This window comes from Haloferax sp. YSSS75 (assembly GCF_046764215.1).
Taxonomy (GTDB): Archaea; Halobacteriota; Halobacteria; order Halobacteriales; family Haloferacaceae; genus Haloferax.
In genome coordinates this window covers 44,773-68,268 of the sequence record NZ_CP177208.1, presented here as the reverse complement: position 1 = coordinate 68,268, position 23,496 = coordinate 44,773, and the positions used below count along the sequence as shown (strand labels likewise).

The following is a 23,496-nucleotide window of genomic DNA, read 5'->3' as shown; positions in this document are numbered from 1 at the left end:
GACTTACCTCCCGTCTCCGTCGGCGTCCGAGTCGACCTGCGGGCCCGATTCGGATGGGTCACCCTGTGAACTGCCCGTCACCGCGTCTGCTTCGGTGCCGCCGTCACCGACCGCTTCCGCGTCGGTGCTCGACGGTTCGTCCGCCCTCGCAGCGTCGGGGAGGGCGGGCACGTCGTCTTCGGCCGCATCGTGCAGGTCGAGCGAGATGACCGTCGGTGCGACGGCGTCGGCGAAGACGTCGCCGAGGCTGGTGACCTCGTAGTCGCTGTACTCTGCGAAGAGCGATTCGGCCGCGTCTTCGAGAATCTCTTGGGTGTAGGCGTAGAGGTCCTCGCTCGGGTCCGGGCGGGGGACGAGTGCCTCCTTCTCGGGTTGGATGTCGATTTTGACGCTCTCCATCTTCCGCAGGTCTTCGAGACTGCGTTCGAGGCGGTCGCTCGCGATGAGCGCGAGCACCATGTCCGGGTCGGCGATGAACGCCTGAACGGTCGCAGCGACCTGTGCGTACTCGTTCAAGCCGTTCGCGATGATGTACGCGAGGACGACTTTGCGCTTGAACAGTTCACGGTCGAGACGTTCGCGGTCCCACCCGAGGTCGAACATGAGTTTCTCCAGCGTCTTCGACGTGCCCGTCGAGACGTACTCGTCGGTTCCGGCCTGCCACTGGAAGATGTCTTTGACGTTGATTTCGTCCTTCTCGGTGTCGTAGTGGTTGATTTCTGTAATCGCTTTGGTCCGGCGGACCTTCTGGCCACGGACGCGCGTCGACGTCTGGACGGAGACCAGGTCGAGGGCGGTGAACATCGACTTCGAGACGTTGATTGGGTCCGTCGTGAACCGCTTGATGACTTCGCCCACCGAGTCGGCGTGGAACGTCGTCAGCGTCGTGTGGCCGGTGGACATGACCTGAAAGAGCGTCCTCCCTTCTTCGCCACGAACCTCGCCCATGACGATGTAGTCGGGGCGTTGTCGGAGTGCCGCTTCGAGCAGGTCGAACTCGTCGATGTCGCCCGTTCCGTCCTGTGTGAACGACGGGCGCGTGACGGCGGACACCCAGTTGCGCTGCGGGAGTTCCACTTCGCGCGTGTCCTCGATTGAGACGATTTTCGCGTTCGACGGGATGAACAGCGAGACGGCATTCAACGACGTGGTCTTCCCGGACGCCGTGCCGCCGGCGAAGATGAGCGACCGCTTGGACTCGATAGCCAACCAGAGGTAGGCCATCTCGTCGAGCGAGAAGGTGTGCCAGTTGATCAAATCGACCGGCGTGAAGGGGACGTCCTTGAACTGGCGAATCGTGTAGTTCGTCCCGTGACCGCTTACTTCCCATCCGAGGGTGAGTTGTGCGCGTGACCCATCGGGGAGCGTCGCGTCCACCTGCGGTTGGCGTTTCGAGATTCCTTTTCCAGACCGCTGGGCGAGTTTGATGACGAAATTGTCGAGTTCGCGTTTGCCGTGTTCGACGTTGGTGATGACCTGTTCGTAGCTGCTGTGGTAGACGAACACCGGCGAGTTGTAACCGTCACACGAGATGTCTTCGACGTTGATGTCGTGTTTGATGGCGTCGATGCGGCCGTACCCGATGAAGTCGCGCTTGAGGAAGTACAGAATCTTCGCGACCTGTGCCGGCGTCAGCGTGTCGGCGTTCTCTTCGATGACGACCGGTTCCGGCCGAACCGGGTCGAGCGGGACGCCATCGGTCGTGACGGGACCCTCGGGTTCGCCCGCCGTGATAGCGAGGAGACGCTTGAACCGACTGAGCGTCGAGTTCGCGGCAGTCTTCGTCGCGAGGTCGTAGCGGTTGAGCATCCGGTAGGTCAACCGCTCGATAGTCGCCGCGCGTTCGTCGAGGGCACCGTCGACGGCGACTTCGTCGCTCGAATACTTGATGGCGGTCCGGAGTTTCCCAGAGATGAACTCCTTTACCTTGTGCTCTATCTCGTTTAAGTGCGGTTCGACGACGTAGTACTTCTTCTCGTTCTCGGTCTTCGAGTGGAAGACGATGACGAAGGCGTACGGTTTGTTGACCCAGTAGCGCTCGACTTCGACGAAGAACGGTTTCTTCTCGACGGGAACGGCCTTTTCGAGGTCGTATCTGCTGACCAGCGTCGGGCGGCCATCGGGCGTCGAAAAGAACGCGTCTTCGTCGATATCTGGGTCGACCTGCACGGTTCGAAGGGCGGAGAGTGCCTGCAGGTCCGTGCCGGTCCGGTTCGCCTCGCCCAACATGGAGGGGAGTTCGGCAGGCGGGAACCCGAGGTACGAACTCGGGTCGAACGGGATGACGCGCCCGTCAGTGTCACGCGGTGGCAGTCCGTTCTGGTCGTAGTAGTACTCGCGTTTGAACTGCTCCCACGAGTAGCGGGGTTCCGAACTGAACGAGAGACCTGTCTCTGCCGTCAGCACTGCAGCGTACTGCGCGGCCGTTCCAGCGGCGGTCTGGATGCGCGACGACAGGTCGTCCGGGTGGAATCCGAGGTAGACGCTCGGGTCGAACTCGACGGCGTTCCAATCGTCACCGTGGGGGACGAACCGTCGCGAGTTCGAACGGCGGAACCGGCCGAGAAAACCGTTCGAAGACGCCGAGTCGCTCTGGTCGTACAACGCCGACACGTCGTCGGCGTACCCGTATTCGGCCATGAAGTCAGCCCACGTGTAGACCCCCCTCGTCACGTCGTCTGGGTTGATTTCGGGCGTCACCGACGCCCACCGCGGCTTGCCGTCGAGACTCATCTCGGGGACTCCACTTCGGACTGCACGCCGTCGCACACCTGTTCCCTCGGGTGTGTTCGTTCTTCAGGAATCTCGGAAGTAACCATTTGAGAGAATAAACATCTAGAACAGGCATAGTTACCACTCGACTATCATGAACTGCGCCGAGCGCGACGGTCGGTTATGGTCGTCCTTCCGGGCCACGGCGGGAGTCGGTTACCGGTAATTGGGAGCGAACGATGTGGGAATGGGCAATATATGCCGGCAAAACTGCGCGAGACCCTCCGCTCGAAGTCACGACAAATTCTCCCACAGCGACAATATTCATAACCGTGGAGTCGAGTGTGTGAGGCATGTCTCAATCGATGGTTCTTCTCGACAAACTCGACGAAGACGACTGTGAGTTCTGTGACGGCGACCTCGTCGCGAGTACGTACAAAGGGAACGACGCAGTGGTCTGTGACGACTGTGGGACGCCCGCGATTCAGCTCTGGTAGCCTCGACGCGAACGGAGACGAGCGTCGGATGGGTCACCGGTCACGACGTCGCGTCGTTCGCCTCTAGTCGAATCGCTCCGAACCGAACGAGGTCTGCGGCTTCTTCGAGTTCTCCGTCGAGCGGTCTATCGTCGTCTAACGGCGGGACGACCGACCGAATCGCGTCGCGGACGGCACCCGTTCCAGTGCCGAGTTCGAGCCCATCGCCGAGGAACTCGGCCGCCTGCGCGCCACAGAGGAGTTCGACGCCGACGATGGTCGCGACGTTCTCTGCGACGACTCGCGCGTTCAACGCGCTCTGACCACTCATACTCACGTGGTCTTCCTGACCGCCGCTGACGGGGGTCGAGTCGAGCGACGGGCGGCCGAAGGAGCGACACTCGTTGAGGAGTGCGGCGGCGGTGTACTGCGCAATCATGTAGCCCGACCGCAGACCGCTGTGTTCCGTCAAGAACGGCGGGAGATAGGACTCCTGCACGTCGGGGTTGAGCATACGGTCGGTTCGACGCTCGGAGATGGCCGCCAGTTCCGTGAGTGCGCCGGCAGCGTAGTCGAGACGCAGTGCCAGCGGTTCGCCGTGGAAGTTGCCCGCCGAGACGACGGCGGCGACGTCGGTACCGGGTGCACGTTCGTCGACGGTCCCCGCCGGGAAGACGAGGGGGTTGTCCGTGGCGCTGTTGAGTTCGACTTCGACCGCTTCGCGCAGGTGGTCGACGGCATCTCTGACCGCCCCGTTGACCTGTGGCAGACACCGAATCGAGTAGGCGTCCTGCACGCGCTCGCAGTCTTTGTGTGATTCGAGGACCGTCGACCCCTCGGTGAGGCGGCGAATCGCCGCGGCGCTCTCCTGTTGCCCGCGATGCGGTCTGACCTCGTGAATCGCCGGGTCGCAGTTGGCCGTCGTTCCCATCGTCACTTCCGTCGTCAGGGCACCGGCCGCGTCCGCCGCGTCGACGATTCTCTCGGCGTCGACGACGAACAGCGACGCCAACCCGACGGTGAGTTGGGTGCCGTTGATGAGCGCTAACCCTTCTTTGGATTTGAGTCGGACCGGTTCCAGTCCCACCGCATCGAGTGCCTCGGCACCCGGCAATCGTTCGCCACCGATGGTCGCCTCGCCCTCGCCGATGAGGACGAGCGCCATGTGTGCCAGCGGTGCGAGGTCACCGCTCGCGCCGAGACTCCCCCGGGACCGAACCACCGGATGGACGCCCTCGTTGAGCATCGAGACGAGTCGGTCGACGACGACTGGTCGGATTCCTGAGTAGCCTTTCGCGAGGGTGTTCACTCGCGTGACCATCATCGTCCGAACTTCGGGGCGGGTGAGTTCGCGGCCAGCACCCGCCGAGTGACTCCTGACGAGGTTGGTCTGGAGTCGTTCGATATCCTTCCGGTCGATGTGTGTCTCGACGAGGTGGCCGAACCCGGTGTTGACGCCGTAGACGGGTTCGCCGGAGTCGAGGACGGAATCGACTCTGGCACGCGACTCACGCATCCGCTCGCGTGCCGCCGCGTCGATTTCGACAGGAGCATCGTGGCGGGCGACGGCAGCGACGTCTTCCGGCGTCAGTGACGACCCGTCTACGACGACTGTCTCTGGAAGTGCGTCCGAGTCACGCATGGACGACCACCCCCGATTTCAGGACGGACGAGACGGGATTCGTGTCGAAGCGGTAGGAGAGATGCGTCGCGCTCGGAACGTCGAGGACAGCGGCATCTGCCGGACTTCCGGGGCGGAGCGTCCCGGTTCCGTCGGTTCGGCCGACTGCGTTGGCGGCGGCACTGGTGATGCCGCGAATTGCCTCGTGTGGCGTCATCCGCATCCCGACGCTGGCGAGTGTGGCGACGAATCCCATACTTCGAGCAAAGCAGTTCGGATTGAAATCAGTGGCGAGGGCGATTTCGTGCCCGGCGTCGAGGAACGCCCGAGCGTCGGCGTATGCCGCGCCGAGACCGAACGCGGTTCCGGGAAGGACGACTGGTGTGACGCCCGCTTCGACCAGTGTCTCGCGGCCTGTGGCGTCGGTGTGTAGCAAGTGGTCCGCACTCGCAGCACCCACGTCTGCCGCCACGTCGGTGCCGCCGATAGCGGCGAACTCGTCGGCGTGAATCTTCGGTGTGAGGCCGAACTCGCGTCCTGCCTCCAAGATGCGGCGCGACTGCTCGGCGTCGAACACGCCGCGCTCACAGAAGACGTCACAGAACTCGGCGATACCCTGCTCTGCGACGGCCGGAAGTTGCTCGGTGACGACGTCGTCGACGTAGTCGTCGGTGTCCATCCCACGCGGGACGGCGTGTGCGCCCATGAACGTCGGGACGACGTCGACTGGGTGGTCCGCGCCGGCACGGTCGATTGCATCGAGCATTCTGAGCTCGGTTTCGGTGTCGAGGCCGTAGCCAGTCTTCACCTCGACTGTCGTCGTCCCGTGGGCGAGCATGACGTCGAGATGCGCGGTGAGGTTCGACACCAACTCGTCGTCCGATGCCTCGCGAACGGCGTCGACGGTGCGGAGAATCCCGCCGCCATCTGCCAGTATCTCTTCGTACGTCGCACCGCGGAGTTTCGCCACGAACTCGTCTGACCGGTCACCTGCGAAGAGGGCGTGGGTGTGTGGGTCCACGAACCCCGGGAGGACCGTCTGTCCCGCCGCGTCTACCGTGGAGTCTGCCTCGGCCAGTGGGTACTCCGCGATAACGTCCGGGGTCGAACCGACTGCGACGACGGTTCCATCGACGGCGGCGAACGCGCCATCTTCGACGACGTCGACGCCAATATCGTCGTCGGGGCCGACCACGAGTTCGGCCGCACTATGGACGACGGTCAGGGTGTCACGGTCGGTCGCTGGGGTGTCTGTGTCCTGCTCACGCATCGTTCGTCACCCCCGAGAGGAAGTGTGCGATTGCACGGGCGGCGGCCTTGGCGGTTCGGTTGCCGTCGTCTAAGGACGGCGCACATTCGACGACTTCGAACCCGGCGATGCGGGTGTCTTCGGCGACGCGATTGAGCATCCGGTACAACTCGCGCGTAGTGATGCCGCCGGGCGTCGGCGCACTCACACCCGGGGCGGCAGTCTCGTCGAGGACGTCTACGTCGAGGCTCACGAAGACGACATCGCATGATGCGAGCGCGTCGAGTGCGAAATCGACCGTCTGGAGTGGGTCGCGTCCGACTTCTTCGGCAGTCAGAATCGTCCCTCCGACCTCACCCAGAAAGTCGGCGTACGCCGTCGACGTCTCGAAGTGACGGGCACCGACGACGGCGAGTTCGTCGAGTCCCTCCTCGTACAACTGGAAGTAGGGCGTCCCACTCGATGGCCCGTCGCGCGGGTCACGGCAGTCGAGGTGGGCGTCGAAACTCACGACACCGACCGAGGCGTCACGAGCGAGAAGTGGCCTGACGTTGCCGACGGTCAGCGAGTTGTCACCGCCGAGGAAGACGGGGAACGCCCCGCGTTCGTACACGTCTGCCGTGACGTCGGCGACCATCGACTGGACCTCGGCCACGTCGTCGGACATCTCGTCGAACGAGATGTCACCGACGTCGGCGACGTTCGAGACGGGGCCGTCGTCGAAGTGGTGCGACTTTACCGCGGCCAGTTCCCGGCGAATCGCCGTGGGGCCCTCACGCGCACCGCGTCGGCCGATGACGGCACCGTCGTACGGTTCGCCGACGAACACCGCGTCGTACTCTCCCACGTCTTCGATGCTCGTCTCTCGGACGACGTTGCCGAACTGTTCGTCGTTTGGGTCCGACGAGGTGCCCGTCCACTGCGGTGGTTCGCGAATCGTCATTCGTCACCTCGCGCCGCGTCGAACTCGCGCATCGGGATGTGGACGCCCGACTGCGTCGCTTCGTCAAGTGCGTCCTCGTATCCAGCATCGGCGTGCCGAATAACGCCCATTCCGGGGTCGGTGGTGAACACCGCACGGGCCTTGTCCGCTGCGAGGTCCGTGCCGTCGAGGACGACGTGGTTGTTGCTGTGGAGCGAGTTACCGATGCCGACGCCGCCTCCATCGTGGACAGAGACGATATCTGCGCCCGCTGCCGTGTTGAGAAGCGCGTTGAGGATGGGCCAGTCGGCGACGGCGTCCGTCCCGTCACGCATCGCCTCAGTCTCGCGGTTGGGACTGGCGACAGACCCGGCGTCGAGGTGGTCGCGCGTCACGACGACGGGCGCAGATATCTCGCCCTCGGCGACGAGTTCGTTGATTTTCAGTGCGAATCGAGCGCGTTCGGTCAGGCCGGCGTCGTCGGTGTGGTAGCCGAGCCAACAGACTCGCGAGGGGAGTCCCTGAAACGACACCTGTTCCTGTGCGAGGTCTATCCAGCGCATGAGCGATTCGTTCTCGGGGAAGAGTTCGCGAATCGCCTCGTCGGTTCGGTAGATGTCGGCCGGGTCGCCCGACAGTGCGGCCCATCTGAACGGGCCACGCCCACGGCAGAACATCGGGCGGATGTAGGCGGGGACGAACCCCGGGAAGTCGAACGCGTTCGACATCCCACGCTGTGTCTCGACCTGTCCGCGGATGTTGTTGCCGTACTCGAAGGCGACTGCACCGCGGTCCTGCAGGTCGAGGATGGCCTGGACGTGTCGTTCCATCGTGTCGAGACTGGCTTCGACGTAGGCGTCCGGGTCGTCCTCACGGAGTTGGTCCGCCTCCTCGACGCTGTAGCCACTGGGGTAGTAACCCTCCAGTTCGTCGTGGGCGCTCGTCTGGTCGGTGACGACGTCGGGTATCTCGTCACGCGCGAGGAGCGCTTCGAGCATGTCGGCGGCGTTCATCTGGACGCCGACGCTGTAGGGTTCACCCGCGTCGAGTGCCTCGTGTGCCTTCTCCAGCGCTTCGTCCAGCGAGTCGGCGAAGTCCATCAGGTAGTCCGTCTCGACCCGTCGCTGGATGCGGTCCGCTTTGACCTCCGCAGCGATACAGACGCCGTGGTTCATCGTCACCGCGAGGGGTTGTGCGCCACTCATCCCGCCGAGACCACCAGTCACGACGAGTTTGCCGCGCAGGTCGCTTCTGTCTCCGTACTCCTGTCGGGCGAGTTTTGCTAGCGTCTCGTAGGTCCCCTGGATGATTCCCTGCGTGCCGATGTACGCCCACGAACCGGCGGTCATCTGGCCGTACATTATCTTACCCTGTGCCTCCAGTTCGTGGAAGTGCTTCCAGTCGTCCCAGTGGCCGACGAGGTTGGAGTTGGCGATGAGAACACGTGGTGCGCGTTCGTGGGTCGTGAACTTCCCGACCGGTTTGCCCGACTGGACGAGGAGCGTCTCGTCGTCTTCGAGTTCACGCAACTCGGTGAGAATCGCGTCGTACGCGGCCCACGAGCGTGCGGCCCGACCGGTGCCGCCGTAGACGACCAGGTCCTCCGGGCGTTCGGCGACGTCGGGGTCCAGATTGTTGTTGAGCATCCGGAGTGCCGCCTCCTGTCGCCACCCCTTGCACTCGATGTCGGTCCCAGTCGGTGCTCCCTGATACCGACGCCACTGGTCGCTCGGTTCCCCGAGTCGGTTCGTGGCGTCAGTCGCTCGCTGTTCGTGCATACCTCTCACTTGGCGACCACGACGGGTATCGGTTCCCCCACCACACGGTGGTGAGTTTATATATAGTTTCGGCACCACTACCTCACCTGTGTACGAGGCAACGTTTAGAATCCGAGACGACAGCGCCTACGCGGCGGCGACTGCGGGAAACAGCGCATCCATCGAGTTGTGGTGCAACGAACACTGTGACCTCTTGCACGTGAGCCACAAAGTCGGGGGCGACGTCCTCGAAGAGGTCCGCGACACCGTCGGAATCGAGGCGGCAGTCGAACAGGGTGACGAACTGATCGCGGTCACCGCCGACTGCCTCCGCCACCACGAGATAGACGACATCGAGGGCTACCTCGGACGACACAGCGTCCTCTTGCTCCCACCGCTTCGGTATCACCGAGGAGCGAAGGTCTGTCGCCTCCTCGCCGTCTCTGCGTCGGCGCTCACTGCGTGTTTCCGTGACCTCGTCGAAAGCGGGTACGACGTGAGCGTCGAATCGAAGCGTGAAGTGTCGTTCGCGAGCGGTGACGCGCCGCTTTTGGCCCCGCTGGACGCGATGCCGTCGCTCACGGGTCGGCAACGGGAAGCACTGCGACTGGCGTTCGAACACGGCTACTACGAACTCCCCCGTGAGACGGGGACTAAAGCGATTGCCGCCGAGATGGGTGTCACGCGCCGGACTGCGGAAGAACATCTCAGACGAGCAGAGCGAAAGGTGATGGCGTCGGTAGTTCGGTACCTGTTCTGACCGGCGAGGTGGGGGTACTCACTCGACGAGGAACGGAAAGACAACAGGCAGCAGGCGACAAGCGACAGGTGGGAAGTGAGAGACGACAGGAGACGAAGGGCAGTTACTCCTCGTCGGATTCTATCTCGCCGCCGTCGCTCTCCATCATGCCGGGGAGTTGAATCGCCTGCGAGAGGTTGCTCCGCCACTGTTTGCCCGTCTCCACGTCGTCACGCAGTGCCGCGAGTTCGTCGGTGAGTTCGTCGAGTTCGCCTTCGAGTTCGGATTCGGAGACGAGTTTCCCGTCGAGTTCGTCGAGGCGTTCTTCGAACGTCGCTTCGTCGACCATGCGGTCTTCGAGCGCCTGCACCTGCCGTTCGACGACGGTGAGTGCCTCTTGGGACGCCGTCACCGCAGCTTCGAGGTCATCGATGTCGTCTCGCATCGCCTCGGCTTCGGACTGCAGGTCGTCGAGAACCTGTTCGGCGGTTCCGTTCTCGTCGAGGAACGATTCGAGCGCTTCTATGTACGCCGAGAGGTCGTCGACCCGGTTCTGGACGTGCCGCAGTCGGACGTCGACAGAGGTGCGTTCCGCCGGCCCCAGTGCCTCCCGGAGGACCGCCCGTTCGTCGTCAGAGAGGTCCCGTTCCGACAGTTCGGTCACGAGTGCGTCGACGATGCTCTCGTCGTCGTCAGTCTCGAGTTCGTCAGTCTCGAGTTCGTCGTCGAACAACGAGTCGTCTTCTGACCCCGTTTCGTGACCAGCCTCGACGTCTTCGGTCGGGTCGTCTTCGACAGCATCGTCTTCGTCTGCCGTGTCTTCGCCCGAACCCACGTCGTCATCACCGACATCAGTGTTCGAGTCGCCGTCGGACTCGGTGGAGTCGTGGTCTGTACTAGGACCCGAGGGGTCGATAGCGTCCGACTCCGCCGCGTCGCTACGTCCTGCTTCCGAATCGTCGGCCTCCGTATCCGAATCGTCAGTCTCGCCGTCCCCTCGTGTGGGGTCTTCGAGTTCTATCGGTTGACTGGAGTCGTCCGTCTCGGAGGATTCCGACGTGTGTGCCTTCGAACCGACGAACTGGATGTCGGACGGTCCATTGCGCTGGTGGGGTTGCTCGCCACCCCAGCCCCCGGAGACGGAATTCAGGTCCTCGACGCGCGGGATTCGGTCGTCGAAGTTGCCGCCTGCGCCTCGCGTGAAGTCTCCACTCCCTCCCCGAGTGAAGTCCTCACTACCCTCGCCTCGCGTGAAGTCGTCGTCCTGTTCGGTGTCGTCGTCGGGTTCGCCGTTTTCGGTGTCGTCGGTCGTCATGATAGTTGCGTCGTCGCTGTCTGTCGCTGGTTCGTCACCCACGGGGTCGATGGTCACGACTGCGTCGGTGAGAAACGATTCGAGTGTCGATTCGGAGAGTCCCTTGATACCGTAGAGTGTGGATTTCTCTCCGTCGGGTTCGAGTCGGTCGGTGTAGACGAACTCCCCGTCGCCGGTCTTCGTCCACTTGTCGCCGCCGTACTTCGGGTGTGGGCCGATGTTCTCCATCGGGAACTCGGCCGGAACCGACTCGACGAGACGGAAACGGACGGGGTCGTCACGGTCCGAAGAGATTTCGAAACGAACCACTGAGAGGCCCTCGTCGTTCGCCCACACCGTCTTCACGACGGTGAGACCACGTATGGCCGTCGTGAAGCGTTGACTGACGCGCTCCATCTCGCGGAACAGTGGCGTCATCTCACGTCACCCCACATGCCGACTTCCTCTTGGACGGTCCGTCCAATCGAGAGGACTTCACGCCGTTCGGATGGGAGCGACCACTGTCGCTGGACGGTTCCCGCGCTGTCGACCAACCAGAGGCCGGTCTCGGCGTTCGTGTCGTCGCGCACGACGGTGTCGAAGAAGTCGCTGTCCCCGCCGACGACGAGGAACATGTCGAGGCCATCGATGAACTGCAACCACGTGAGGTCCGATACCGGGTCGAGGTAATCGCTCGCGCGAGAGACGCGTTCGTCGGCGACGACGAAAAGCGAGAGTTTGTCGTCGGTCCTGCCTCCTCTCGGCCACTCCGTCGGCGTGTCTTCGCCGGGCACCGAGAGGTCGCTACTCGGAACGGGGAATCGTTCGGAGGGAACCACGTCAAACACCCCGAGTCGTGCCCGTGGACCCTGCCCAACGACGGGGCCGAAGACGGCCACGTCGTGTCGTGATTCGCCGTGCCGGAACGTCTTCGAATGCGCCCCCCAGCGCCGAAGACGAACGTTCGGTGACCCCGACCCTCGTCTGTGAGTCACCCGACGCGAAACCTGCCAGCACATGTGTCCCCCAAACACACTCGTGCAGGTTCGACCGCGTCCCTGCCATCCGGTGGATACCCGGGTTCGTCTCCCAACCGAACCCGGTGGCACCGAATGTATTGTCAATAGATTGTCCACCCATACTGAAAGTACACGATTCCAAGACACTTGTAAGTATCGTCACAATAAATCCCTAAACATCCGATTTAGGACGGTATCGGCCTTCTTTCTCGTCGTAAAGGTCAGCTTTCGGAGCGAATTTCGGGGGTTAAGTCGGGAAATAGACCCGAGACTACCACCCAATGACAGAGAGAACGGAAGCGAACCCGTAGATATTGGCGATAGATACCGTTAGTATATCAATATTTCCCACAATATACAATACTGTCTGGCGGAATCCCGTTCGTATTCGTCGCCGTCTGCGTCCAGGCGTTTCGCCACGAGAGGTGTCCCAGAATCGGACGTCGTCGGGGCGTTCCGATACCACAATTCATTGGTAGCAGGTGAGCATACGGAGGGTGTGAAGCAAAAGACGGCATCCAGCGGCCATCTGCTCACGGGCTATCGAGGCCGGATGTTACTCGTCGTCTCACTGGCGTGGGCCGTCCTCCAGGCAGGGCGGTTTCTCCTCTCACCGCTGCTCCCGACGATTATCGAGGATTTACAGATTACCGAAGCGACTGCTGGCATCGCGCTCGCGGCGTTTCAGGGGGTCTACGCCATCACCCAATATCCGGGCGGAGAGTACTCCGACCGGTGGACGCGAGCGACGCTCATCGTCCCCGGCCTCGTCCTGCTTGTCGTCGGATTCGCGACGTTCGGTCTCGCCGGTGGCCTCGTGGGGTTCGTCGTCGCCGCCGTCGTCACCGGTCTCGGGAAGGGGTTCTTCGCCATCCCGTCGCGCGCGCTCGTATCGGACCTCTTCGTCGCGCGACGCGGCCGTGCCCTCGGCCTCTATGCCGCCGGCACCGACCTCGGTGGACTGCTCGCGTCCGGACTCGCTATCCTCGCGCTCACCTACGCCACGTGGCGTGCGCCGTTCGTCCCCATCGCTATCGTCCTCGCCGGCCTCACCGTCCTCTTCTTCCACTGGTCTACAGAGGGATACACCGTCGGGAGTCGCGAACTCGACGCCACTGGCACGGTCCGACGACTCCTCGCCAGTCCGGAGCAACGCCGAACACTCGTCGCGTTCGGCCTGTTTTACTTCATGGTCGGCGGGTTCATCAACTTCTTTCCGACCTACCTCATCGAGGCGAAAGGGTTCGACCAGCAGTTGGCGAGTGCGACGTTCGCCGTCGTCTTCGTCGTCGGCATCGCCATCAAGCCCATGGCGGGCGGGTTGAGTGACAGGTTCAGACGGGAGTCGATAGCCGTCGTCGGGTTGCTCGTCGCCGCGAGTGCGCTGGCACTCCTCTCGTTCGTCGACGCTCGCCCGCTCATCTATCTCGCCGTCGTCGCGATGGCAGTCGGTTACAAGATGGAGTTCCCACTCGCAGACGCCATCATCTTCGACAACGCGCCAGACGGCGACAGAGGCGCTGACCTCGGTGCCGCGCGAGCGTTCTTCCTCGGGGCGAACGCCGTCGGCCCGGCGTACGTCGGTATCGCCGCCACGTATCTCGGGTACGTCACCGCCTTCGCGGGACTCGCCGTCGCACTGGTCGTCGCTGCGAGTCTCCTCTACTGGGATACCCGAGTCGCGAGAAGCAAGTGAGTCGAGGGACGCGAGTCGTCAGTCGGCCATCGGGGCCGGGACGTCGCGTTCGGTTGCCGATTCGGTTTCGCCGTCGGTGAAGACGACGCCGTGTGCGCCTTCGCGTTCTTTCGCGCTCGCGGCGACGCGGACGAACGTCGCCTTCTCGCGGGCGGCAGGAATCGTGTGTCCACCGCTGTAACTCACGCCCGAGCGGATGCCGGCGAGGAACTCCTCGACGAGCGGTTCGACGGAGCCTTTGTACGGAGTTAGGGCCTCGATACCTTCGCCCGCGTCGACGTCGCTCTGTTTGTCGTCGCGGTCGGACGCCGCCTCGGTGGAGGCCATCCCGCGTGACCGTTTGTACTGTTCACCGTCGACTTCGACGACGCGGCCCGGTGCCTCCTCCGTGCCAGCGAAGAAACTCCCCATCATCACGGTGTCGGCACCCGCCATGAGCGCCTTCGCCGCGTCACCGGACGTGCGGATACCACCGTCGGCCATGACGTGGATGCTGAGTTCGTGCGCGCGCTCCGAGCACGCGGACACGGCCGTCAGTTGCGGATAGCCCGCACCTGCGACTTCGCGCGTCGTGCAGTGTGACCCGGGGCCGACACCGACTTTGACACACCCTGCGCCCGCCTCCCAGAGGTCTGCGACTGCCTCGGGAGTGACGACGTTGCCCGCGACGATTTCGGGGTCGAACTCGTCGCGGATGTGTGCGACTGCGTCGAGACAGCGCTCCATGTGGCCGTGTGCGATATCCACGACGATGGCGTCGGCACCCGCTTCGAGAAGCGCCTCGGTCCGGTCGAGATACGACTCGTTGATACCGACTGCACCTGCGACGGTGCCGCCCCCAACTGCGACACGTCTGACGTGGTCAGCCTGCGTCTCGATGTCGAGGAACCGATGGACGACACCGAGTCCACCGAGGTCCGAGAGCGTGTCCGCGAGCGTCGCTTCGGTGACCGTGTCCATGGCAGCGCTGACGAGCGGTGTCTCTAGTCTGAGGTTCGGCGTCACGTTCGTCGAGAGGTCCACGTCGCTCCGGCTATCGACCGGTGAGCGCTGTGGAACCAGCAATGCGTCTCCGTACGAGAGTCCTGTGCGAATCTCCATCGTAACCCTCCACAGCCGAAGAGACGTGTGATTATAGGTCCAACGGAGACGGCGGTGGTCGCCGAGGAACGAAAGTATTAGGCTCTCGTCTTCGTCTGTTTAGCAACACACGGGCCGCGTCCAGTGCGAATCTCCAACCAATCGTAACCCCAACACATTCGCCGTTCGCGGGCCGTGTGGTTCATATTCTCCTGAGCGACTGCACTGCGCGAACGTCGATACGCGAACGTCGATACGCGAACGTGATAACCACGGACCATTCGAAACTGTTACTTTACAGTACCATTTCAAAGACCAGTGCCGGACCGACTTTCTCTCTCGCTCGGTCGGTGACGGTGGGTGGTCAGAGGCACATCCTATCGACGACCCCGATTGGTCTCCCAACTCCGTTTTCGATTGTTAGGGGGCGAAGAAATTTCATTCTCGAAACCCGTCTGGTACGCATGCAAACCGTCATCCTCGCTGCCGGGCGTGGGACTCGAATGCGCCCGCTCACCGACCGTCGGCCGAAGCCGATGCTCCCTGTCGGTGATAGGCCACTCGTCGCCCACACCGTCGACGCGGCCATCGACGCCGGTGCGTCGGCACTCACTATCGTCGTTGGCTTTCAGGCCGACGACGTGCGGGCGTACTTCGACGACGACGAGCGACGAAACGTTCCAGTCGAGTTCGCCGTCCAAGCGGACCAACGAGGGACTGCAGACGCAGTCCGCGCCGCCGCACCACATCTCGACGCCGACGAACCGTTCGTCGTCCTCAACGGCGACGCCCTCTACGACGTTCCCTCCTTGCGGACACTGTACGGGAAACAGGCGGCAGTCGGGTCGTTCAGCGTCACCAACCCGAGTTCCTACGGCGTCCTGAAGATAGACGGCGACGACGCCGTCACCGGCGTCGTAGAGAAACCCGAGAACCCGCCGTCGAACCGCATCAACGCGGGTGCGTACGTCTTCCCTGCCGCCGCGCAGTCGTGGCTCGACGTCGAAGCGAGTGAGCGAGGCGAACTCGAACTGACAGACGTCCTCGCACGCGCCTGCGACGAGTACGACGTTCGCGCCGTCACGTTCGACAGATGGCTCGACGTGGGGCGGCCGTGGGAACTGCTCGAAGCCAACGAGTGGAAACTCTCGGAACTCGAACCGCGCATCGAGGGCGACGTCTCCGACGACGCCGAACTCAACGGTCCCGTCGTGGTCGAAGCAGGCGCGACAGTGCGGGCGGGTGTCGTCGTCGACGGCCCGGTGTTGATTCGTCGCGGGGCGACAGTCGGCCCGAACGCCTACGTCCGGGGCCACACCGTCGTCGGCGAGAACGCGAAAGTGGGCCACGCCGTCGAGGTCAAAAACAGCGTGTTGATGGAAGGCGCGACGGTCGGTCACCTCTCGTACGTCGGTGACAGTCTCCTCGGCCGCGACGTGAACTTCGGTGCCGGAACCAAAGTCGCCAACCTCCGACACGACGGCGAACCCGTCCGGCAGATGCTCCGCGGCGAACTCGTCTCGACGGGACGCAGAAAGTACGGCGTCGTCCTCGGCGACGGCGTCAAGACGGGTATCAACTCGTCTCTCAACGCTGGCGTCCGATTACCGACGGATGGAACGGTGAAACCGGGAGAGTCTGTCCTCTACGACCAGGTCGACGACGGCCCCGACGCGGACGACTGAACGCGATAGGTCCCGGCATCGAGACATGCTCGCCACGAACCAACCACAACATGTTCGTGGGACCGACAGTCCGTCGCCAACGAACGTGTCGACGGGGGGCACCCACAATTCGTGGTGTTTTCGATAGAATGGTCACTTATTTCCATAGCGTCGTGAACATCCACTCGGATACCGAGTTCACGCCTGACAGACCGAGAACTATCCGAGTGTCGGCGATGCGGAGCGACTCACCGTGAAATCTAAAATGCCCGTAGTACGAATCAGTGTGTATGTCGAATAGCAGCCGATTCGTGGTCGCGACCCACGTGCTGACGAACTTGGCCGTGCGGAGCGACGAGCGGCTGTCGTCCGACCGTCTCGCCTGGAGCGTCAACACGAACCCCGTCGTCATCCGACAACTCCTCTGCTCGCTTCGGGAAGCGGACCTGGTGGACTCGAAGCGTGGGCCGACCGGTGGGTTCACGCTCGCACGCGACCCCGAAGCAATCTCACTTCGGGATATCTACGAGGCGGTGGAGGACAGCGAGCCGTTCTGTTTCCACGCGAACGAACCGAACGACGAGTGTACGGTCGGCGAGCACATCCAACCCGTGCTCAACGACCTGTTCGAACCAGCGATTCAAGCCATGCTGGACGAACTCGACGCCGTCACGATAGCCGACGTCCACGAAACCGTCTTCGAAGCCGCAGATATCGACGGAATAGAAGCCTGACGGAGTTACGCAGTCGTCTCGGCAGCTTCTGCTTCGGGAGACGAATCGTCCACGTCGAGCCATTCGTCGGCCCACTCTTCTATCTCGTCGAACACCGGGCACAACGAGACGCCCTTGTCGGTCAGCGAGTAGTACGTCGCGACGGGTGCGTCTTCTTCGAGACGGCGGTTGACGAACCCAGTCTCCTGTAAGTCGTCGAGGACGCGCGAGAGCGTCCGCGAACTCGCGCTGGTCGAACGCTTGAGTTCGTTGAACCGCTTTTCCCCGTCCTGCAAGTCGTGGAGGACGATGAGACGCCACTGTGACCCGATTTGTTTGAGTGAATCGATGATGGGACACGGGGCATCGTCGAGCGTCATGTCGGTGGCCATACCGTTGCGTAGGTTCCAACCGTCTTTAGTAGTTCGGTTAATTCACCAGATAACACGATGACACCTAATTCGCTGTCGGACTGGGAGCGTCGGTGTGGAGCGGTGAGGCCGTCCCTCTGAGCGAAGCGGTTCTACCGGTGCGGCGCGTATCTCTCTCATGAGAGAGCCACACACGTGCGTTGCGACTGTCGTTGGAACGAACGACTCCACGGGTGCCGGTATCTTCGAATTCGACGCCATGGTGTTGATTCTGCGCGGAGAGAAACTCAACGTCTGGGTCGGTGAGGACCACTTCGTCACCGACACAGAGGGAGATATCCAACGAGGACAGTTCCTCCTCGTCAAACGCCCCGAGTCCGGCGCAATCGCTCGTATCGTCGAACCGAACGCAGACGACGCGCCCGAGGATGGAAACCACGTGAAACTCGAACTCGAGATACAGTGGGACACCACGAACGTCGACACCGAACCGGTGGTCGAATACTGGAGTCGGGACGAACTCGAAGCCAAACTCACCGGACGGGACGACACACCACCGGGTCGCGAACTGGGTGAAGCGTTCGTCTGGTACGTCCGCCCGACGAATCGATGAGTGAGACCTCAGGCGAGTAACCGACAGAGCAACAGAAAGACGCGTTTGAGGTTCTCAGAGAGCGTCGACTGGTTCTCCGAGTGCAGAACGACTTCGTCGTCGAGTGCGTGGATGACGACGCTCCGCCCGCGGTCTGACAGGTCTTTCAGTTCGATACCGCGGACCGAATCCAACGGGACGACGAGATACCGGTACTCCTCGTCTTTGATGTCGGCGTTACAGTGGTCTCCGTAGATGTGGAGACTGTTCTCGGTCACGCCAATCTCGTAGCCGATGTAACTCATCCCGGCAATCTCCGCGCCGGCACGACCACCTTTTACTTTCCCCTTCAGTTGGGAAGCGTCGAGGAGAACCCCATCTACCATGCGGTCCAGTTGCGACCCGCGACTGGTAAGTATTCGCGCCCAATTCTCGGTGTTGATTTTCGAGCGGGGAGAACACACCGTCTACCGACGTGACCGGTCACAGGTCGTCACGGGCGTGACGTACCGGACGAGGGAGGGGGCGTCTCGTCGGTGTTCGACCCGTCGGACTCGATGATAGAGTACGTCCGCGTCAGATGGTCGAGAATGTAATCGACCGTCGACGGGTCGTACGTCCAGAACCCGTCGAAACCGGTCGCCGAGTCGTCTTCCTCGGCGACGAGTGCACACTTGTAATCGTCGACGCCGTTTCCGTCGTAGGCGACGAACCACGAGCGGCGAATCTCTGTCGAGCGCGTGAGGTGGAGTTGAATCTCGTCGACCTGCGGCACGGAGTCCGTCGGGTAGAGGTAGGCGTGGACGTACAGGTCGTTTCGACTCCCCAGTTGTCGATAGGAGTCGAGTTGCTTCCGGAGGTTCGCTCCCGTCTGGAACCCCGAGTGGAGTTCGCCGGCACCGACGCGCCACGCCCTGTCTTCTATCTCACGGGTGGCGTTGAGCATCTGTCGCCTGTCGTACGACGTGAACAACGTCTCGTCGAGATGGTCGAGGATAGGGACGTACGGTTCCCGTTCGAACCCCGGTTCGACGTCGTCGGCGTCCCTAAGAACGTTGTTCACGTCGACTGCGGCGTGGAACGTCTTGCCCGTCCCGAGGACGGCAAAGTTCGACGGTCCATCCGCAGTCTCCACCGCCTCGACCGAGATATTCCGGTCGTGGAAGTGGTCCGCGAGACGCTCGACCGCGCCCTCACGTGGATTGAACACCGTGAGCGTCTGCTCGGACGCAGCGACGCCAGCGATGAGTTCGCTGAGGGACATCCTGCCTCGTGGAACGGAACAGCAGTATATGATTCTTTGCCTTAAAGAAATGAGATGTTTGAGAGCCAGATATACTCGAAATAGAGTTTCTCCAACCACATAGTCTCACCTTAGCGCATCTCACGGATTCTTAACTATACAGCTGTAAGTGGTACAATTCATATGATTTCGGGGTCCGACCGACCGGTCACAGAGACGAATAACGGTGGGAATGGTGTCGACCGGTGGTTCGCCCAGGAAGCACCGAGTATCGTCGCTGGCCTCGAAGCGTCGCAGTTTATCGGTCCAGTCACCGCCGCGACGGCGTGGCGACTCATCGCCGCGGGCAACGCCACAGAAGCAGTCGAACTCGTGCTCGAAGAAGTCGACGAGTCGTGGAGAACGTAGCGGAGACGAATTGCGCTCGATTGACGAACGGGTCTCTGGGAGACGAGGGCCCCCCGAACCACGACACACCGCAGGCCGACGCGAGCGTCGTCGTTACTGGTCGCGAGTGGCCGTATCTCGGATATACAGTTCGACCAGCGCGTCGAGGAGGTGCGGCGCCAGTTCGAAACGGACGTCCACGCTGTTTTCTTCTCTGTCGTAGGAGAGTTGCTGTACGTCGATTGCCGTGAGTAACGTCCGCATCGAGTCGACAACGTAGTTACTCGCGCCTGCCTCGACTCGCAACTCCTCTCCGAGGTGGATAGACAGTCCATCGACGACTGTCTCGTAACACGTCTTGCTCGGGGACCCCACGCGTTGATTCCGTTCGATGAGGCCGAGCGACGAGAGCGTCTCGAGTCGGCGGTAAATCGTCGACTCGGAGACGTCGCAGTCCGCTGCGAGTTCCTCTGCGGTCATCGGCGCGCGTTTGCAGGCGAGCAACACGTCGCGCGAGACAGTGTCACCGAGTGCGTCGAGCAACTCGTCGTCGGCGGACTCCGCCGGGATGTCCGTACTCGCGGCAGAGGTGACGTCTTCGGCCTCGTCCGTCAATGGTCCCTCTGGGTCGTCCGACGAAGAGAGAATGTCGTCCACGAGGTCACGTCGTGTCATCGTAACGAACCAGACGTTGGCAAGGGATATGTAATCCTCGCCTACAGTATTCATTTAATTTCAATAAAATTGAGACGTCATATCGGCGTCGAACTGCTACCACTGACAACTGTAATCGCCAGAATGCGACGGTTAGGAACGACAAAACGGGAGTCTGTGGGAATCACACCGATGGTAGAAGACGGCAGGTCCTGCGGCGAAGAACAGCGGACACGACGGTGTGGGGCGAGGCGGGGGCCCGCGTGCTCACTCGACTGTGACGCACTTCGCGAGGTTGCGCGGTTTGTCGATGGGTCGTTCGAGTAACTTCGCGGCGTGGTAGGCGACGAGTTGGAGTTGGACGTTCGCGAGGATGCCGGCGACTTCGGGATGCGTCTCCGGAATCGAGAGGACGTGGTCCGCGAACTCGACGATTTCGCTCGACCGGTCACTCGTGACGGCGATGACTGGCGCGCCACGCGCTTGGACCTCTTTGACGTTGCTGAGCGTCGCCTCGTCTTCGTGGCCCGTGAAGACGGCGAACACCGGAGACAGCGGCGTGACGAGCGCGAGTGGACCGTGTTTGAGTTCGGACGCAGCGAAGCCTTCGGCGTGTTCGTAGGATATCTCTTTGAACTTCAGCGCACCTTCGAGCGCGACGGGGTGGGCGGGGCCCCTGCCGATGAAGAAGTACGCGTCGCTGTCCTGATACTCGATAGCGATCTCGCGCGCATTGGACGTATCGAGTATCTCCTGGACGTTGCCGGGGAGGCGCGCGAGCGCGTCCATCAGGTCGCGGGATTCCGCCGACTTCATCCCCGTGATGTCCTCTGCGATTCGTTCCGAGAGGAGTGCGAGCGCAGTCACCTGCGAGGAGAACGTCTTGGTCGCCGCGACGCCAATCTCGGGACCCGCGCGCAGGAGTAACTCGTCGTCACACTCGCGGGTTATCGACGACCCGACGACGTTCGTGACCGCGAGCGTGCGGGCGCCTGCAGCGCGGGCCCGCCGAACTGCGTCGAGTGTGTCGGCCGTCTCACCCGATTGACTCACCGCGATGACGAGCGTGTTGGGCGTGACGGGTGGCTTGATGACCGAGTACTCACCCGACATGAACGCATACGCGGGGATACCGCGGGCGTTGAGCAGTGACGCCGCATACATCCCCGCGTGGTGGGACGTTCCCATCGCGACGAGGTGAATCTGTCCGACGTCCTTGAACGCCCCCGGTGGGAACTCTTCTAGCTTTGCCCCACCGGCGTGGGTGTCGAGGCGCCCCTGTGTCGTCCGTCGGAGCGCGCCGGGTTGCTCGTTTATCTCCTTGTACATGAAGTGTTCGTAGCCACCCTTCGTCGCCGTCTCGGGGTCCCACTCGATATTCTCGACTGGTCTATCGACTGGCCTTCCCGCGGAGTCAGTTATCGAGTAACCGTCGGCGCTGGTGATGACGAAGTCACCATCGTGGAGGTAGATGACCCGCTGGGTGTGCTGGATGAACGCCGGCACGTCGCTCGCGAGGAAGTACTCGCCGTCGCCGACGCCGAGGACGAGCGGCGACCCGGAGCGAGTCGCGTAGATGGCCTGTTCGTCTTCGATGATTGCGGCAATCGCGTAACTTCCCGAGAGACTCCCGATTGCGGCACGGAACGCTTCCTCCGGAGTCGCTCCGTCGCGAAGGTTCTCCTCGATGAGGTGGGGGATGACTTCCGTGTCGGTTTCGCTGCTGAAGACGTGCCCCCTCGATTCGAGGTCAGTACGAAGCGACTGGTAGTTCGAGATGATGCCGTTGTGGACGACGGCGACACGGCCCGACTCGTCAGTGTGGGGGTGTGCGTTGCCGTCGGTGACGCCACCGTGGGTGGCCCACCGAGTGTGGCCGATGCCGAAGGTTCCGAAAATCGGGTCTTTTTCGACTGCTGCGACGAGTTCGGACACTTCACCGACGCGCTTGGTCAGCGAGATGCCGTTGTGGTTTTTCACGGCGATGCCAGCAGAGTCGTAGCCACGGTACTCGAGGCGTCGGAGGCCGTCGACGAGCGACTCCACCGGGTCGTCGGCACCGATACAAGCAGTGATTCCGCACATCAGTGCGTCACCTCCACTCGTTCGCGGACGTCACCGTGTAAGGTCGTTCCCGCACCGACGATAGCCTCGGCACCGACGCGACTCCCCGGTGAGAGCGTCACGTTGGCACCGACTTCTGCACGGTCACCGACGATACTGCCGAGACGCCGGTCTGTGTACAGGCGGCCTTCGATGATGACGTTGGCCTGCCCGCCGGGCGAGACGACGCCGTCGGCGATGTGCGCGCCGGGTCCGACGACCGAGTCACGGAGCACGACGCAGGTGTCGACGCGGGCGTCCGTCGAGATGATAGACCGTTCGACGACGCTGTTGGCACCGACACAGACGTTGTTCTGGAGACACGACCCTGGGCCGATGACCGCACCCGGACCGACGTCACAGTCGTCGCCGACGACGACTGGGTCTTCGATGATAGCGCGTTCGTGAATACGGGCAGAGTCCGAAATCGACGACGTCTCCAGACGCGCGAGGAGCGTCTCGGTGACGGAGAGAAGCCCCCACGGGTGCGAGGGGTCGAGCCAGCCGCCATTGACGATGACAGAGGAGACGTAGCCGTCGAGGTAGTGGACGACGTCGGGGAGTCGCGTCTCACCCTCGTGCGAGGGCGTGCGCCGAAGCGCATCGAAGACGGACGAGTCGAAGACGTAGACACCCGCGTTGACCAGATAGCCCTCGTTTTGGACTGGGTGTTCGTCGATATCGGAGATGCGGCCGTTGTCCTCGACGACGACACCGTACTCTTCGGGCGTCTCGGAACTCGCGACGGCGACTGTCGCGACGGAGTCGGTTACGGAGAAGCGTTCCAACGCTTTCGAGACGATGTCGGCGTCGATGATGTTGTCACCGTTGCAGACGACGAACGTGTCGCCGACGTAGCCTTCGGCCTGTAAGAGTGCGTGACCGCTTCCGAGTCTGGACTCCTGGACGACGAAGTCGATATTGGCATCCGGGTAGCGAGCGCTCAGATGGGTCAACAGACGCTCCGACCGGTGTCCCGTAACGACGACGACGTGGTCGATACCGCACTCGAAGAGCGCGTCGATGACGAAGTCGACGACTGGCCGGTTCGCGACGGGCAACATGGGCTTGGGTTGGAACGTCGTCAGTGGTCGAAGGCGTCTCCCTTCACCGGCCGCAAGGACGACGGCTTCTCTGATTCTGTCGTTCATGCTCGTACCCCCGCGACGAGCCTCGCATCGTGACGTGTCCGTGTTCGAGAGTA

The 23,496-nt window shown here is 62.6% G+C and carries 20 protein-coding genes and 1 pseudogene; 7 read left to right on the top strand and 14 right to left on the bottom strand.

Translation table 11 applies throughout. The features are described from left to right. Positions 1–12: 12 nt before the first annotated feature. Positions 13–2,733: pseudogene (locus ACK3R5_RS18215) on the bottom strand (type II/IV secretion system ATPase subunit); the annotation flags it as partial. Positions 2,734–3,065: 332 nt separating this feature from the next. On the opposite strand from ACK3R5_RS18215, the gene ACK3R5_RS18210 reads away from it, so the two are divergent. Further along, complete coding sequence (locus ACK3R5_RS18210) at positions 3,066–3,209, top strand: HVO_A0556 family zinc finger protein (RefSeq protein ID WP_411966343.1); 144 nt, start codon at positions 3,066–3,068, stop codon at positions 3,207–3,209. A 40-nt stretch (positions 3,210–3,249) separates the two neighbouring features. Here the strand turns inward: ACK3R5_RS18210 and hutH are convergent, their stop codons facing one another. From hutH to hutU, 4 genes are read right to left on the bottom strand one after another with little or no spacing between them, the layout of a single operon-like run. After that, on the bottom strand, positions 3,250–4,830 hold the full coding sequence (gene hutH, locus ACK3R5_RS18205) for a histidine ammonia-lyase (protein WP_411969078.1): 1,581 nt from the start codon (positions 4,828–4,830) through the stop codon (positions 3,250–3,252). Beyond that, positions 4,823–6,079, bottom strand: a complete 1,257-nt coding sequence (hutI, locus tag ACK3R5_RS18200) for an imidazolonepropionase (RefSeq protein WP_411969077.1) — start codon at positions 6,077–6,079, stop codon at positions 4,823–4,825. The genes hutH and hutI overlap by 8 nt, the downstream gene beginning before the upstream one ends. Continuing rightward, entirely contained in the window at positions 6,072–7,001 is a 930-nt protein-coding gene (hutG, locus tag ACK3R5_RS18195) for a formimidoylglutamase (RefSeq protein WP_411969076.1), read from the bottom strand. The genes hutI and hutG overlap by 8 nt, the downstream gene beginning before the upstream one ends. Beyond that, positions 6,998–8,758 (bottom strand): urocanate hydratase, encoded by a 1,761-nt coding sequence (hutU, locus tag ACK3R5_RS18190; protein WP_411969075.1) that lies wholly within the window; start codon positions 8,756–8,758, stop codon positions 6,998–7,000. Before hutU ends, hutG begins: the two co-directional genes overlap by 4 nt. Positions 8,759–8,846: 88 nt before the next feature. Between hutU and ACK3R5_RS18185 the strand changes: the two genes are divergently transcribed. Beyond that, positions 8,847–9,497 carry a helix-turn-helix domain-containing protein gene (locus ACK3R5_RS18185; protein ID WP_411969074.1) on the top strand — a complete coding sequence of 217 codons (651 nt, stop codon included), beginning with the start codon at positions 8,847–8,849 and terminating at the stop codon, positions 9,495–9,497. Positions 9,498–9,600: 103 nt separating this feature from the next. Here ACK3R5_RS18185 and ACK3R5_RS18180 read toward each other — a convergent pair whose 3' ends face one another. Beyond that, a complete protein-coding gene (locus tag ACK3R5_RS18180) occupies positions 9,601–11,208 on the bottom strand; it encodes a hypothetical protein (protein ID WP_411969073.1) in 1,608 nt (535 codons plus the stop codon). Beyond that, on the bottom strand, positions 11,205–11,609 hold the full coding sequence (locus tag ACK3R5_RS18175; protein ID WP_411966336.1) for a hypothetical protein: 405 nt from the start codon (positions 11,607–11,609) through the stop codon (positions 11,205–11,207). The genes ACK3R5_RS18180 and ACK3R5_RS18175 overlap by 4 nt, the downstream gene beginning before the upstream one ends. A gap of 733 nt (positions 11,610–12,342) precedes the next feature. Between ACK3R5_RS18175 and ACK3R5_RS18170 the strand changes: the two genes are divergently transcribed. Further along, the gene (locus ACK3R5_RS18170) at positions 12,343–13,485 is read left to right on the top strand and encodes an MFS transporter (protein WP_411966381.1); all 1,143 of its coding nucleotides are present in this window, start codon (positions 12,343–12,345) and stop codon (positions 13,483–13,485) included. A gap of 18 nt (positions 13,486–13,503) precedes the next feature. Here ACK3R5_RS18170 and ACK3R5_RS18165 read toward each other — a convergent pair whose 3' ends face one another. Then, a complete protein-coding gene (locus ACK3R5_RS18165; RefSeq protein WP_411969072.1) occupies positions 13,504–14,586 on the bottom strand; it encodes a guanosine monophosphate reductase in 1,083 nt (360 codons plus the stop codon). A 443-nt stretch (positions 14,587–15,029) separates the two neighbouring features. On the opposite strand from ACK3R5_RS18165, the gene glmU reads away from it, so the two are divergent. Both glmU and ACK3R5_RS18155 read left to right on the top strand, forming a co-directional pair. Further along, positions 15,030–16,250 carry a bifunctional sugar-1-phosphate nucleotidylyltransferase/acetyltransferase gene (gene glmU / locus ACK3R5_RS18160; RefSeq protein WP_411969071.1) on the top strand — a complete coding sequence of 407 codons (1,221 nt, stop codon included), beginning with the start codon at positions 15,030–15,032 and terminating at the stop codon, positions 16,248–16,250. Positions 16,251–16,519: 269 nt separating this feature from the next. Further along, a complete protein-coding gene (locus ACK3R5_RS18155) occupies positions 16,520–16,963 on the top strand; it encodes an Rrf2 family transcriptional regulator (RefSeq protein ID WP_411966333.1) in 444 nt (147 codons plus the stop codon). A 5-nt stretch (positions 16,964–16,968) separates the two neighbouring features. On the opposite strand, the gene ACK3R5_RS18150 is transcribed toward ACK3R5_RS18155, so the two are convergent. Next, positions 16,969–17,334 carry a winged helix-turn-helix transcriptional regulator gene (locus ACK3R5_RS18150; RefSeq protein ID WP_411966332.1) on the bottom strand — a complete coding sequence of 122 codons (366 nt, stop codon included), beginning with the start codon at positions 17,332–17,334 and terminating at the stop codon, positions 16,969–16,971. A gap of 157 nt (positions 17,335–17,491) precedes the next feature. On the opposite strand from ACK3R5_RS18150, the gene ACK3R5_RS18145 reads away from it, so the two are divergent. Then, a complete protein-coding gene (locus tag ACK3R5_RS18145; protein WP_411969070.1) occupies positions 17,492–17,926 on the top strand; it encodes a hypothetical protein in 435 nt (144 codons plus the stop codon). A gap of 8 nt (positions 17,927–17,934) precedes the next feature. Here the strand turns inward: ACK3R5_RS18145 and ACK3R5_RS18140 are convergent, their stop codons facing one another. Then, entirely contained in the window at positions 17,935–18,291 is a 357-nt protein-coding gene (locus ACK3R5_RS18140; RefSeq protein WP_411966330.1) for a hypothetical protein, read from the bottom strand. 107 nt (positions 18,292–18,398) lie between these two features. After that, positions 18,399–19,169: a DICT sensory domain-containing protein gene (locus ACK3R5_RS18135; RefSeq protein WP_411966329.1), complete on the bottom strand. Its 771-nt coding sequence runs from the start codon at positions 19,167–19,169 to the stop codon at positions 18,399–18,401. Between the two features lie 162 nt (positions 19,170–19,331). On the opposite strand from ACK3R5_RS18135, the gene ACK3R5_RS18130 reads away from it, so the two are divergent. Then, positions 19,332–19,556, top strand: a complete 225-nt coding sequence (locus ACK3R5_RS18130) for a harpin-binding protein (RefSeq protein ID WP_411966328.1) — start codon at positions 19,332–19,334, stop codon at positions 19,554–19,556. A gap of 93 nt (positions 19,557–19,649) precedes the next feature. On the opposite strand, the gene ACK3R5_RS18125 is transcribed toward ACK3R5_RS18130, so the two are convergent. The 3 genes from ACK3R5_RS18125 to ACK3R5_RS18115 form a co-directional block, all read right to left on the bottom strand. Next, on the bottom strand, positions 19,650–20,210 hold the full coding sequence (locus ACK3R5_RS18125) for an ArsR/SmtB family transcription factor (RefSeq protein WP_411966327.1): 561 nt from the start codon (positions 20,208–20,210) through the stop codon (positions 19,650–19,652). A gap of 246 nt (positions 20,211–20,456) precedes the next feature. After that, positions 20,457–22,274, bottom strand: coding sequence for a glutamine--fructose-6-phosphate transaminase (isomerizing) (glmS, locus tag ACK3R5_RS18120; protein WP_411969069.1), 1,818 nt, complete (start codon positions 22,272–22,274; stop codon positions 20,457–20,459). Next, on the bottom strand, positions 22,274–23,443 hold the full coding sequence (locus tag ACK3R5_RS18115; RefSeq protein ID WP_411969068.1) for a sugar phosphate nucleotidyltransferase: 1,170 nt from the start codon (positions 23,441–23,443) through the stop codon (positions 22,274–22,276). The genes glmS and ACK3R5_RS18115 overlap by 1 nt, the downstream gene beginning before the upstream one ends. Between the last annotated feature and the right edge of the window lie 53 nt (positions 23,444–23,496).